Source organism: Mycobacterium sp. NPDC050441 (genome assembly GCF_040655355.1).
Lineage (GTDB): Bacteria > Actinomycetota > Actinomycetes > Mycobacteriales > Mycobacteriaceae > Mycobacterium.
Genome location: NZ_JBFAJS010000007.1, coordinates 277,185 through 289,463 on the forward strand (window position 1 = coordinate 277,185; position 12,279 = coordinate 289,463).

A 12,279-nucleotide genomic window follows, 5' to 3' on the forward strand; every position below is an offset into this window, starting at 1 on the left:
CAGTTGATAGCGTCGGCCGATGGCCGCGCTGAGCTGGATCGCCGAACTACTGCAGTTCGATCGTCACGGTGATGACTTCTGCATCAGGGAACCGCGCAGAGGGGCGACCGAGCGGCTGTTCGGCGGCCTGATCGCCGCCCAATCGCTGGGGGTGGCCGGGGCCACCGTGGATGACGGCAAGCTCCCGCAGTCGCTGCACACCTACTTCGTCCGCGGTGGCCGCTACGACGCCGATGTCGAGTTCCACGTCGACCGCACCCGCGACGGCCGGGCGTTCGCCACCCGGCACGTCACCGCCAGCCAGGACGGCAAGGTGATCCTGGAGATGATGGCCTCGTTCCATCAACCGGAGCCCGGCCTGGAGTGGTCCCCCGACGCCCCGCCCGCCCTGGAGTTCGATGCGGCCGCGCCCAAACACGACGTCATGGATTTCGGCGACAAGTTCGACCTGCGCACCATGCCCGATGACCACTCGGAGTTCGCGATCTCGCCGTTCTGGATCCGCAGCCAGGTCGAGATCGAGGACGATCCGCTGATCCGGGCCTGCACCCTGACGTTCATGTCCGACCTCGGGCCGGTCCCATCGGCGCTTCCGCCGACCGTCCCGCTCCGCGCCGATCTGGGCTTCGCCGCCAGCCTGGACCACTCGATCTGGTTCCATCGACCGTTTGTGCCCCGCATCTGGCACCGCTATGAGTTGCAGTCGGCGAATCACAACGATTCCCGCGGGCTCGCCCGCGGCTCGCTCTATGACGCCGCAGGCACGCTGATCGCCAGCGTCAGCCAGGAAGCGCTCTGGCGAATCCCGATCTAGCCCGGCGCGTTTGTCACCACCGCCCAGCGGGCAGTCGGTGGCATGAAGATCTCCGATGTCGCGTCCTGGCCGGTCGAGCTCGGTGCCGCGGTACGGCACCGGCGTCTGTTCCATCCCAACGGCGTGCTGGCACGCGGCAGCCTCGAGCGGACCGCGCCCACCGGCAGGGGTCTGCCGCTCTACTCGTGCGATGTGGTGGGGAGGTTGTCGAAAGGAATCGGGACACCGGATTCCGTCCCGGACATCGCCGGCATGGCCTGGCGGATGCCGCCGCGATTGTCCGGCCCACCGTGGGATGTGCTGCTGGCCTCCACACTGGCCGGCAATCGATTTGTGTTGTGGCCGGCCAATTCCTGGGCAGGGATCACGTTCTCGAGCGTGATGCCGATGCGGTTCGAGGGGACGCTGTGGTGGCTGCGGGCCCGCCTCGACACTGGGTTCGACGGCGCCGGTCTCGCCCTGAGAAGTGTGAACAGTCAATTGGAACGCGGTGGATTCCAGTTCGACATCGAACAATCCCCCGTCTCCGGCGAGTTCGAACCGGTAGCCCGGCTGTCACTGCGCGAGAAGCTGCCGCACAGCCGCGATGTCTCCTTCGATCCCACCCTGCATCAGGCCGACGGCGTCCGCCTGGTGCCCGGTTGGCTGGCCGACATGCGTCGCGCCGCGTACCGCAGCAGCCGGGCCGGACGCTCGGCTGAGTAGCACGACTACAGCCGCGCCTTGACCGCCGCAGACAACCGTGCACCGTCGGCCTTGCCCGCGGCGATGGCCGTGGCGGCTTTCATCACCTGACCCATCTGACGCATGCCGGGCCGTTCCCCGATCTGCTCGGCGACCTGTGCGATGGCGGTGTCGGCGACGTCGGCCAACTCGGCATCGGTCAGCGGGGTGGGCAGGTACTCGTCGATGACCCTGGCCTCGGCGTGCTCGTTTGCCGCCAATTCGCCCCGGCCGTTCTGGGTGTAGATCTCGGCCGCCTCGCCCCGCTTCTTGGATTCACGGGCCAGGACCGCGATCACCTCGGCGTCGGACAGTTCCCGGGCCTGTTTACCCGAGACCTCTTCGCTCTGGATCGCGGCCAGCACCATGCGCAGGGTGGCGGTGCGCAGTTTGTCCTGCGACTTCATCGCGCCGGTCAGATCCGCGCGCAGCTTGTCCTTGAGGTCGGCCATAGCGCCAACCTAGCTGCGATCAGTTCTCGCCCGCCACGAATTTCGCGTCGACCGACACCGAGACCTCGATATCGGCGGGTGCGAACTCGATTTCGGGCGCTCCACCGCCGCTGCGGGTCGCCATGGCGCGCATCATCCGCGGGGACGACGAATCCTCGGGTGGCCGGCACACCATGCCGGCGTCGCCGATCGCCACCGGCCGCACCGGACCGAGGGCCAGTGCATCGGAGTAGCGCTGGGCCCGGGTGACGGCGTCCTGCACGGCGCGGGTGTGTACCTGGGCGGCGAGCTCATCGCGATGCTCGGCGGTCAGCGCCCATTCGATCCGCGACAACGAGAAGCCGCTGGTATCGGTGACATGGCCGCCGACCCATCGCGACAGCGCGGTGAAATCGCTGAACTTGACCTTGATGTCGACACTGGCATGGTGCACGAGCGGCAACTGCTTGCCCTCGTTGTTCCAGGGCCGGTTGGCCCAGGTGCGGACCTGGCCGGTGGACCACCACGTGACCGGGCCCGCGTCGGGCCGGTGCAGCGGGGTGATCGTGGATTTCACCGTGTCCAGATCACGGACCACCCGCTCGTACGCCGGTTCGATCGCCGGCCCCTCATAGCCGAGCGTCGCGTGGACCGTCGCGCGTTCGGGTGGCTGAAAAGCGGAAAAAGACCCACGCACGATGATCTCGGTCGGCATGCGGTCCACCGTAGTTGCTGACGGGAACTACGGTGAAAGGATGACGAGCGGTCGGCCAGATATGGGGAGTGTCATCCCGCTTCGCCCGCTGAGCCTGACCGACATCTTCAACGGCGCGGTCGCCTACATCCGCATCAACCCGAAAGCGACGCTGGGTCTGGCCACCGTGGTCGTTCTCGCGTCGCAGATCATCACGCTCGCACTGCAAGTCGGGCCGCTGTCGGCACTCGGCGAATTCGACTCGACGCTGCAGGGTGAGTCGCCGTCGGCCGGGACGCTCGCGGTGTTCGCCACCGGTGCGTTCGTCGGCATCGTCGTCACGACGCTTGCCTCGCTTCTGCTCAGCGGCATGCTCACAGTGGTGATCGGGCGCTCGGTGTTCGGCGGGAGCATCACCGTCGGTGAGGCCTGGCGGCGGGTGCGCGGCCGGTTACCGGCGCTGATCGGGTTGACGGCGTTGCAGGCCCTGGCCATGGTCGTGGTCGCCGGGGGCGTCGCGGCCGTGGTTGTCGGCGCAGGCGCGCTCGGCGGCGGGCTGGCGGCGTTCGCTGTCGGGGCACCGCTGGTGCTGCTCGCGCTGGTCGGTGTGCTCTACGCGTCGACGGTTCTACTGTTCGCCCCCGCGGTGATCGTGCTGGAACACCGCGGCATCGTCGATGCGGTCAAGCGGTCATTCACGTTGGTGAACAAGGGCTTCTGGCGCGTGTTCGGCATCTGGGTGCTGGCCACGATCGTGGCCTCGGTGATCGCCTGGGGTGTGGGTGCGCCGTTCAACGTGGCCGGGGAGATCATGTCGATGGTCGCCGAGGGCCCCACGGTGCCGGCGCTGATCCTCAGCGCCGTCGGCGCCGCGATCGGGCAGATCGTCACCGCACCGTTCAGCGCTGGCGTGGTCGTTCTGCTCTACGCCGACCGGCGGTTCCGGGCCGAGGCGTTCGACCTGATGTTGCAGACGGGTGCGGGTGCACCGGTGGAAACTGCCGACCAACTATGGCTGCCGCGGTACGTCTGAGGTGACCAGCATCGACATCGACCGTGACGCCGCGCACGACGCCGCGCAGAACGAGCTGACCAAACCGATCTACCCACGGGCTTCACCGACCGATCAGATCGGTGACTGGCTCAAGGATCTGCTGTACCGGATCACCGCCGCAGGATCCACGGTCCCCGGGGGTTGGTTCACCATCTCGGTGCTGGCCATCCTGCTCGTGGTGGCCGTCGTGGTGGCGGTGCGGATCGCGCGGCGCACCATGCGTACTGCGCGCGGTGCGGACCGTGCCCTGTTCGGCTGCGAGGAGCTCAGCGCCGCGCAGCACCGCTCGATCGCCGAACAATACGCTGCACAAGGCGATTGGTCGTCCGCGATTCGCCACCGGGTCCGCGCACTGGCCCGCCACTTTGAGGAAGCCGGGGTTCTCGACGCGGTACCGGGCCGTACTGCCACCGAACTCGCCCGCGACGCCGCGGCGGCGCTGCCGGGCCTGTCGGCCGGACTGTTCAGCGCGGCAACGACATTCAACGACGTCACCTACGGCGAGCAGCCGGGTACCGAATCGGCCTACCGGGAGATCGCGGCCCTCGACCAGGCTGGGGTGCGATGAAACACCGTTTCCGCACGGCACGCTGGGTGCTGCTGGCGTTCGCCGTCATCGTCGCGGTGGCCGTCGTGACGGTGTATCTGACCGCACCGCGCCCCGGAGGCGCGATGGATCCCGAGTCGACGTCGCCGGACGGCACGCACGCGTTGGTCAGTCTGTTGCGAGATCACGGTGTCGAGGTGATCACCGCGGCCAATGTCGACGAGGTGCGGCAGGCCGCCCGGCCCGGCACCCTGCTGGTGGTGGCGCAGACGATGTTTCTGTCCAGCGACAAGACGGTCGACCAGCTCACCGATACGCCCGGCGACCTGCTGCTGATCGCGCCGTCCGGACTCGTCCGCGAGAAGCTGGCCCCGCAGATCCGGCTCGACAGGCCGACAGAGTTCGGCGGCGGCGACCCGGATTGTGAACTGCCCGAGGCGAACCGGGCCGGAATCATTCAGCTGGGCACCACCGATACCTACACCGTGACCGAAAGCACGCCGCTGACGTCGTGTTATGACGGCGCGCTGGTCCGCTATCACGACGGGTCGCGCACCGTCACGGTCGTCGGCACCGGCTCCTTCATGACCAACGCCCGCCTGCTCAAGGAAGGCAACGCGGCACTGGCGATGAATCTTGCCGGGGCCGCACCGCGGGTGATCTGGTATGCGCCACAGCATTTCGAGGCCGAGTCCACCGGAGGCGGCACGCTGTCGGATCTGATGCCGCCCCAGGTCCGGTGGATCGTTCTGCAGCTGTGCCTGGTGGTGGCACTGCTCGCGGTGGCGCAGGCACGCCGCCTCGGCCCGCTGGTCGCCGAATCCCTACCAGTGGTGGTCCGCGCCTCGGAGACCGTCGAGGGGCGTGGACGGTTGTACCGCTCCCGTCGTGCGCGTGACCGGGCCGCCGGCGCATTACGCACCGCGGCGCTGGGCCGCCTGCTGCCGAGGCTCGGCTTGACCTCCGCGGCGCCACCGCAGGCCGTCGCCGCCGCCGTCGCCGCCCGCTGCGGCACCGCCTCGAACACGGCCGGCCACATCCTGTTCGGCCCACCGCCTGCCACCGACGCCGAACTCGTCCACCTCGCACACCAACTCGACGACATCGAAAGGCAGGTCGCGCAGTCGTGACTCAGCCCCACCCAGACCATGCCGGTTCCGATTCCGCCCGTGAAGCCTTACTGGCCCTGCGTAATGAGATCGCCAAGGTGGTGGTCGGTCAGGATGCGGTGATCAGCGGCCTGGTGGTCGCGCTGCTGTGCCGCGGGCACGTGCTGCTGGAGGGTGTACCCGGGGTGGCCAAGACCCTGCTGGTGCGCACCCTCGCGGCGGCCCTTCAGCTGGAGTTCAAACGCGTGCAGTTCACGCCGGATCTGATGCCCGGCGACGTCACCGGCTCCCTGGTGTACGACGCACGCACCGCCGAGTTCGAGTTCCGCGCCGGCCCGGTGTTCACCAACCTGCTGCTGGCCGACGAGATCAACCGGACACCGCCGAAAACCCAGGCGGCACTTCTGGAAGCCATGGAGGAGCGCCAGGTCAGCGTCGACGGCTTGCCCCGGCCGCTGCCCGACCCGTTCATCGTGGCCGCCACCCAGAACCCGATCGAATACGAGGGCACGTATCAGCTTCCCGAGGCCCAGCTGGACCGCTTCCTGCTCAAGCTCACGGTGCCGTTGCCGCCGCGGGATCAGGAGATCGCGATCCTGAGCCGGCACGCGCAGGGCTTCGATCCGCGTGACCTGTCGGCCGTGCGACCGGTGGCCGGGGCCGCCGAGCTGGCAGCCGGGCGCGAGGCGGTGCGCCAGGTGCTGGCCGGCGACGAGGTGCTGGGCTACATCGTCGACATCGTTGGGGCCACCCGGCATTCCCCGTCGCTGCAGCTCGGTGTGTCACCGCGCGGTGCGACTGCCCTGCTGGCCACGGCACGGTCCTGGGCCTGGCTGTCCGGCCGTAACTACGTCACCCCCGACGACGTCAAGGCGATGGCCCGGTCCACGCTGCGCCACCGGGTGGCGCTGCGGCCGGAGGCCGAACTCGAAGGTGCCACCCCCGACGGAGTGCTGGACGGCATCCTGGCCGCCGTCCCGGTGCCGCGCTGATGGTTCTCACCGGCCGCGCGGGTCTGGTGGCACTGGTGTGTGTGCTGCCGATCGCGTTGGCCCCATGGCCGGCAACGGCTTTCGCGGTGTTGGCGGCGCTGCTTGCCGTCGCGGCGGCGTCGGATGTGGCCCTCGCCGGCCGCATCGGCGGGTTGGAGATCGTCCGCGGCGGCGAGTCCACCGCCCGCCTGGGCCAGACCGTCGACGCCGAGCTCACCGTGACCAATACCGGACGACGGGCAGTGCGTGGTGCGGTTCGCGACGCCTGGCCGCCCAGCGCATCGGCGCAACCTCGGGCCCACCGGGTGAATATCGATGCGGGGCAAAAGGTTTCCCTGGCCACCCGATTGCACCCGGTGCGCCGCGGCGATCAGCGCTGCGAGCTGGTCACGGTGCGCTCGATCGGGCCGCTCGGACTGGCCGGACGCCAACGCTCCCAACGGCTGCCCGGCCAGGTGCGGGTACTGCCACCGTTCCTGTCCCGCAAGCACCTGCCGTCCCGACTGGCCAGGCTGCGGCAGTTGGACGGCGCGATCCCGGTGCTGATCCGCGGCCAGGGCACCGAATTCGACTCGTTGCGTGAATATGTCGTCGGCGACGACGTCCGTTCGATCGACTGGCGCGCCACCGCCCGGCGGGCCGACGTGGTGGTGCGCACCTGGCGCCCGGAACGCGACCGGCGGGTGGTGATCGTGCTCGACACCGGACGCACCTCGGCGGGCCGGGTCGGGGTGGATCCGACCGCGCTGGATCCGGGCGGATGGCCGCGACTGGACTGGTCGATGGACGCGGCCCTGCTGCTCGCGGCGCTGGCCGCCCGCGCCGGGGATCACGTCGACTTCCTGGCCATCGACCGGGTGACTCGCGCCGGGGTGTGGGGCGCTTCGCGCACCGAGCTGCTGTCCGCGCTGGTCGCGGCGATGGCGCCGTTGCAGCCTGCGCTGGTGGAATCCGATGCGACCGCGATGGTTTCGGCGGTCTCACGCCGGGTGCGGGGCCGGGCGCTGGTGGTTCTGCTGACCGATCTGAACGCCTCGGCGCTCGACGAGGGGTTGATGACGGTGCTGCCGCTACTGTCGGCGCGCCATCAGGTCCTGCTGGCCGCGGTGTCCGATCCGCGGGTGGACCAGTTGGCGGCGGGTCGTTCCGATGCCGCGCAGGTCTATGACGCCGCCGCTGCCGAACGGGCCCGCAATGATCGTCGCGCCATCGCGTCGCGGCTTCGTGGCCACGGCGTCGACGTGGTCGATGCCCGGCCCGAAGACCTGGCGCCGGCCCTGGCCGACCACTACCTGGCGATGAAGGCCGCGGGCAAGCTCTAACCCGTCGGCACCACGTCGGGCGCGTCCTCGAGGTCGCCGGTCTCCCCCGCACGCGCGGCCTTGCGCCCGAAGTGGAACACATAGCCCAGGAAGGCGAGTTCGGCGGCCACACCGATGCCGATCCGCATCCAGGTCGGCAATGGCGACGGGGTCACCAGGGCCTCGATCAGACCGGATATCAGCAGGACCACGGCAAGCCCGATCGCGGCCGCCACCACCGCCCGGCCCTGTTCGGCGAGCACCTGGGACCGCGGTCGGTCGCCGGGCGCGATCACCGTCCAGCCCAGCCGCATCCCCACCGCGGCGGCGAGGAACACGGCGGTCATCTCCAGCAGTCCGTGCGGGGTGATGAGGCCCAGGAAGAGATCGCCTTTGCCCGCGCTGAACATCAGCCCGGCGATCACGCCCAGGTTGGCCGCGTTCTGGAACAGTACGTACGGAATGGGCAGTCCGAGCAGGATCGCGAAGGCGATGCACTGCGCGGCCACCCAGGAGTTGTTCACCCACACCTGCAGGGCAAATGACGCGGCGGGGTGCTCGCTGTAGTAGGACGCGAAGTCGTGGTTGACCAATTCGTCGATCTCGCTGGGGGTTCCGATGGCCGCGTGCACATCCGAGTTGCCCGACACCCACAGCGCCAGGGCCACGGTCACGATGAAGAACGCAACTGCCGATCCCAGCCACCAGCGCCAGGCCCGGTAGGCCACCACCGGGAAAGACACGGTCCAGAAGCGGACGAATTCGCGCCAGAGCGGGGCGTGCGCACCGGTCACCGCGGCACGTGCCCGGGCCACGAGCCCCGACAGTCGCCCCACCAGAAGCGAATCCTGCGAGGCCGACCGCACCATCGACAGGTGCGTGGAGACCCGTTGATAGAGGTCGACGAGCTCGTCGACCTCAGCACCGGTCAACCGTCGGCGTCGTTTTACCAACTGCTCCAACCGGTCCCAGGTGGGGCGATGAGCCACGACGAACGCATCGACATCCACGTGGCAAAGCGTAGTCGGTAGCGTGTGTCGGTATGGTTTGGCAGCCCGCGCCGGTGGTGACCGGGGACGCCGTCGTCCTCGACGTGGCGATCGCCCAGTTGCCGGTGCGCACGCTGGCCGCGTTGATCGACATTCTGGTGATCGCCGTCGGATACGTGGTGGGTGTCGTGTTGTGGTCGATCACGCTGAGCCAGCTCGACGAGGCGCTGTCGGCGGCCATCCTGATCATCTTCACGGTGCTGACCCTGGTGGGTTATCCGGTGGTGATGGAGACCGCGACCCGTGGCCGGTCACTGGGCAAGATGGCGTTGGGCCTTCGGGTGGTGGCCGAGGACGGCGGCCCGGAACGTTTCCGCCAGGCCCTGTTTCGCGGGCTGGCCGGGTTCATCGAGATCTGGATGCTCACCGGTGGGCCCGCGGTGATCTGCAGCCTGGTGTCGGCGAAGGGCAAACGCCTCGGCGACATCTTCGCCGGGACCGTGGTGATCAGCGAGCGCGGGCCCAGGCTGAACCCGCCGCCGGTCATGCCGCCGGCGCTGGCCTGGTGGGCCGGCTCGCTGGAAATGTCCGGGCTCGGCCCCGAGCAGGCCGAACTGGCCAGACAGTTCCTGTCCCGCTCGGCCCAACTCGATCCGCGGATACGTCAGGAGATGGGGCACCGGATCTTCGCCGAGGTGGCCTCGCGTATCTCACCCCCTCCGCCGCCGGGCGCGCCGGTCGAGTACGTGCTGGCCGCGGTGCTGGCCGAACGGCACCGTCGTGCGCTGGCCCGCCTCATGCCGCAAGCCCACGCAGTGGCGTATCCGGCGTCGTATCCGAGCTCTCCCCCACCGGCTCCGACCAGCGGGTTCACGCCACCCAGCTAATGTATGGGACATCACTGTCCCATTTTGGTCCGATCGTGCTACATTTTGATTCATGACCAGTTCGGCAGCGACGCACAGCGGGCCGCGTGAGCGCACCCGCAAGGCGATCCTCGATGCCGCCATGACGGTCCTGGCCGACCAACCGTCCGCCTCGCTCAGCGATATCGCGGCTGCGGCCGACGTCGGCCGCAGCACCGTTCACCGGTACTACCCGGAACGCTCCGATCTGCTGTGCGCCCTGGCCCGCCACGTCCACGAACTCAGCAACGCCGAGATCGACCGCGCGGATCCCACTCACGGTCCGGCCGATGCGGCACTGCGCCGCGTCGTGGAAAGCCAACTCGACCTGGGCCCGATCGTGCTGTTCGTCTACAGCGAGCCGACGATCCTGGCCGATCCCGAACTGGCGGCCTACCTGGACACCGGGGACGAGGCAATCGTCGAGGTGCTCAACCGGGCCTCTGTCGACAGGCCCGAATATCCCCCAGGATGGGCCCGGCGGGTGTTCTGGGCGCTACTGCAGGCCGGCTACGAAGCCGCCAAGCAGGACGGCACCCCCCGCCATCAAATCGTCGACGCCATCATGACCAGCCTGACCGCGGGCACCATCAATCTCCCGCGCGGCTGACCCCAAAACTCTCTTGGAGCCATTCTCATGTCCACCTGCCTCGACGGCAGCACGTCGGTGACGCCGACCCCCAAACGCGCCTGGGTTGCACTGGCCGTACTGATGCTGCCGGTTCTTCTCATCGCCATCGACAACACCGTGCTGGCCTTCGCGCTGCCGGCGATCGCCGAAGATTTCCGGCCCGCGGCCTCCACCCAGCTGTGGATCGTCGACGTCTACTCACTGGTGCTGGCCGCGTTGCTGGTCGCCATGGGCGGCCTCGGTGACCGGATCGGCCGGCGGCGGTTGCTGCTCGTCGGCGCCACCGGTTTCGCGGTGGTGTCCGTCGCGGCCGCGTTCGCCCCCAGCGCTCAGTACCTGGTGATCGCCCGCGCCGCCCTCGGTGTATTCGGCGCGATGTTGATGCCGTCGACGCTCTCGTTGATCCGCAACATCTTCGCCGACGCGTCAGCCCGCCGGCTCGCGATCGCGATCTGGGCCTCATGTTTCACTGCCGGCTCGACGCTCGGCCCGATCGTCGGCGGCGCCCTGCTGCAGCACTTCCACTGGGGCTCGGTGTTTCTGGTGGCCGTGCCGATCCTGCTGCCGCTGTTGGTGCTGGGGCCCCGTCTGGTGCCGGAATCCCGCGACCCCAATCCGGGCCCGCTGGATCTGACCAGCGTGGTGTTGTCCTTCACCGCGATGCTGCCGTTCGTATGGGCCATCAAGACCGCGGCCCACGATGGGCTGTCGATCGTCGTCGCGTTGGCGTTCGTCGCCGGTATCGGCTCGGCAGTGCTGTTCGTGCGTCGGCAGAAGCGCAGTGCCACCCCGATGCTCGACATCGGCCTGTTCTCCTACGCCCCGTTCAGCTCATCGATCCTGGCGAACTTCCTGTCCATCGTGGGGTTGATCGGGTTCATCTTCTTCATCTCGCAACACCTGCAGTTGGTGCTCGGCCTGTCGCCGCTGGCGGCGGGTCTGGTGACGCTGCCGGGTGCGGTGGTGTCGATGGCCGCCGGCATCAGCGTGGTCCAGCTGGCGAAACGCTTTGCCCCGCAGACGCTGATGGTCGCCGGGCTGGTGCTGGTGGCAGCGGGGTTCAGCCTGATCCTGCTGTTCCGCCACGATCTGTCGGTCGTCGCGGTGATCGTGTCGTTCATCGTGCTCGAACTCGGCGTCGGCATTTCCCAGACGGTATCGAACGACACCATTGTCGCCTCGGTGCCGGCCGCCAAAGCCGGTGCGGCGTCGGCAGTCTCGGAGACCGCCTACGAGCTGGGCGCGGTGATCGGCACCGCCACGCTCGGCACCATCTTCACCGCGTTCTACCGCAACAACATTGCGCTGCCGGCGGGCTTGAGCCCGGCGCAGGCGGCCGACGCCGGTGAGAGCATCGGCGGCGCCGCCTCGGTGGCCGCCGATCTGCCGGCGAGCACCGCGGCACAGTTGCTCGATTCCGCCCGCACCGCCTTCGATTCCGGGATCGCACCGACGGCGATCATCGCGGCCACGCTCGCGCTGGCCGCGGCCGGGATCGTCGCGGCTGCGTTCCGCAAGCATGCTCAGCGGTAACGCAGCCCGATCAGCAACAGGACCGCACTGATGAATCCCGAGACGGTGCGCACGTGGTTCCACGCGGTCCAGGTGGTGAAGTAGGCCTGCCATTGTGCGGCTGCGTCGGCCAGGTCGACCTGGTCGAGGTGGTTGTTGAGCGGCACGTTGAACAGCATCGTGATGAGGACCCCGAGGACGCCGAAGATCGCGCCGGCCAGCAGGAACCAACTGCCCGGCCGGCCGATCTGCGTCAGGGCCACCACTCCGACGGCCAACGAGAGCAGCGCGGAGCCGAGCAGGAACAGCAGGAACGGTGCGTTGGTGTTGGCCTCGGCGTTCATGCCGCGCATGGCGGTGATCGCGGCGACGGGACCGGTGCGGTCGAGGCCGCGCATCACGAATGTCGAGAAAACGTAGAAGATTCCACCGCTCGCGGCACTGCCGAGGGCGGCGGCTGCGGTGAGGGCGACGACGGGGCTGATGGTCATGGCTTCAGTCAACGGCGCCGGCCCGAGACGTTCCATGGTCGAGAATCCTGATTCCATACGTGATCGTCTCGCCGGCCGAAACTGCG

General features: G+C 68.8%; 14 protein-coding genes. 10 read left to right on the top strand and 4 right to left on the bottom strand.

What is annotated here, in order from left to right:
- Positions 1-19: 19 nt before the first annotated feature.
- Positions 20-814, top strand: coding sequence for an acyl-CoA thioesterase domain-containing protein (locus AB0I14_RS22140; RefSeq protein ID WP_358025961.1), 795 nt, complete (start codon positions 20-22; stop codon positions 812-814).
- A 42-nt stretch (positions 815-856) separates the two neighbouring features.
- A complete protein-coding gene (locus AB0I14_RS22145) occupies positions 857-1,519 on the top strand; it encodes a phosphodiesterase (RefSeq protein ID WP_358025963.1) in 663 nt (220 codons plus the stop codon).
- A 5-nt stretch (positions 1,520-1,524) separates the two neighbouring features.
- Here AB0I14_RS22145 and AB0I14_RS22150 read toward each other — a convergent pair whose 3' ends face one another.
- On the bottom strand, positions 1,525-1,989 hold the full coding sequence (locus AB0I14_RS22150) for a GatB/YqeY domain-containing protein (protein WP_211156325.1): 465 nt from the start codon (positions 1,987-1,989) through the stop codon (positions 1,525-1,527).
- 19 nt (positions 1,990-2,008) lie between these two features.
- Positions 2,009-2,683 carry an SIMPL domain-containing protein gene (locus AB0I14_RS22155; RefSeq protein WP_358025966.1) on the bottom strand — a complete coding sequence of 225 codons (675 nt, stop codon included), beginning with the start codon at positions 2,681-2,683 and terminating at the stop codon, positions 2,009-2,011.
- Positions 2,684-2,723: 40 nt separating this feature from the next.
- Here AB0I14_RS22155 and AB0I14_RS22160 point away from each other — a divergent pair, with 40 nt between their 5' ends.
- Genes AB0I14_RS22160 through AB0I14_RS22180 form a run of 5 tightly spaced genes read left to right on the top strand, consistent with a single transcriptional unit; the run spans position 2,724 to position 7,686 of the window.
- Entirely contained in the window at positions 2,724-3,695 is a 972-nt protein-coding gene (locus AB0I14_RS22160; RefSeq protein ID WP_358025968.1) for a hypothetical protein, read from the top strand.
- Position 3,696: 1 nt separating this feature from the next.
- The gene (locus AB0I14_RS22165) at positions 3,697-4,284 is read left to right on the top strand and encodes a DUF4129 domain-containing protein (RefSeq protein ID WP_358025970.1); all 588 of its coding nucleotides are present in this window, start codon (positions 3,697-3,699) and stop codon (positions 4,282-4,284) included.
- The gene (locus AB0I14_RS22170) at positions 4,281-5,393 is read left to right on the top strand and encodes a DUF4350 domain-containing protein (RefSeq protein WP_358025972.1); all 1,113 of its coding nucleotides are present in this window, start codon (positions 4,281-4,283) and stop codon (positions 5,391-5,393) included. Before AB0I14_RS22165 ends, AB0I14_RS22170 begins: the two co-directional genes overlap by 4 nt.
- Entirely contained in the window at positions 5,390-6,364 is a 975-nt protein-coding gene (locus tag AB0I14_RS22175; RefSeq protein ID WP_358025974.1) for a MoxR family ATPase, read from the top strand. The genes AB0I14_RS22170 and AB0I14_RS22175 overlap by 4 nt, the downstream gene beginning before the upstream one ends.
- The gene (locus AB0I14_RS22180) at positions 6,364-7,686 is read left to right on the top strand and encodes a DUF58 domain-containing protein (protein WP_358025976.1); all 1,323 of its coding nucleotides are present in this window, start codon (positions 6,364-6,366) and stop codon (positions 7,684-7,686) included. The genes AB0I14_RS22175 and AB0I14_RS22180 overlap by 1 nt, the downstream gene beginning before the upstream one ends.
- On the opposite strand, the gene AB0I14_RS22185 is transcribed toward AB0I14_RS22180, so the two are convergent.
- Positions 7,683-8,675: a stage II sporulation protein M gene (locus AB0I14_RS22185; RefSeq protein WP_358025978.1), complete on the bottom strand. Its 993-nt coding sequence runs from the start codon at positions 8,673-8,675 to the stop codon at positions 7,683-7,685. The genes AB0I14_RS22180 and AB0I14_RS22185 overlap by 4 nt on opposite strands.
- Before the next feature lie 32 nt (positions 8,676-8,707).
- Here AB0I14_RS22185 and AB0I14_RS22190 point away from each other — a divergent pair, with 32 nt between their 5' ends.
- From AB0I14_RS22190 to lfrA, 3 genes are read left to right on the top strand one after another with little or no spacing between them, the layout of a single operon-like run.
- Complete coding sequence (locus AB0I14_RS22190; RefSeq protein ID WP_358025980.1) at positions 8,708-9,541, top strand: RDD family protein; 834 nt, start codon at positions 8,708-8,710, stop codon at positions 9,539-9,541.
- Between the two features lie 52 nt (positions 9,542-9,593).
- Positions 9,594-10,169, top strand: coding sequence for a TetR/AcrR family transcriptional regulator (locus tag AB0I14_RS22195; protein ID WP_358025982.1), 576 nt, complete (start codon positions 9,594-9,596; stop codon positions 10,167-10,169).
- Positions 10,170-10,196: 27 nt separating this feature from the next.
- Positions 10,197-11,723 (top strand): efflux MFS transporter LfrA, encoded by a 1,527-nt coding sequence (lfrA, locus tag AB0I14_RS22200; protein ID WP_358025984.1) that lies wholly within the window; start codon positions 10,197-10,199, stop codon positions 11,721-11,723.
- On the opposite strand, the gene AB0I14_RS22205 is transcribed toward lfrA, so the two are convergent.
- Entirely contained in the window at positions 11,714-12,193 is a 480-nt protein-coding gene (locus AB0I14_RS22205; protein WP_358025986.1) for an anthrone oxygenase family protein, read from the bottom strand. The two genes, lfrA and AB0I14_RS22205, sit on opposite strands and share 10 nt — an antisense overlap.
- Positions 12,194-12,279 lie beyond the last annotated feature (86 nt).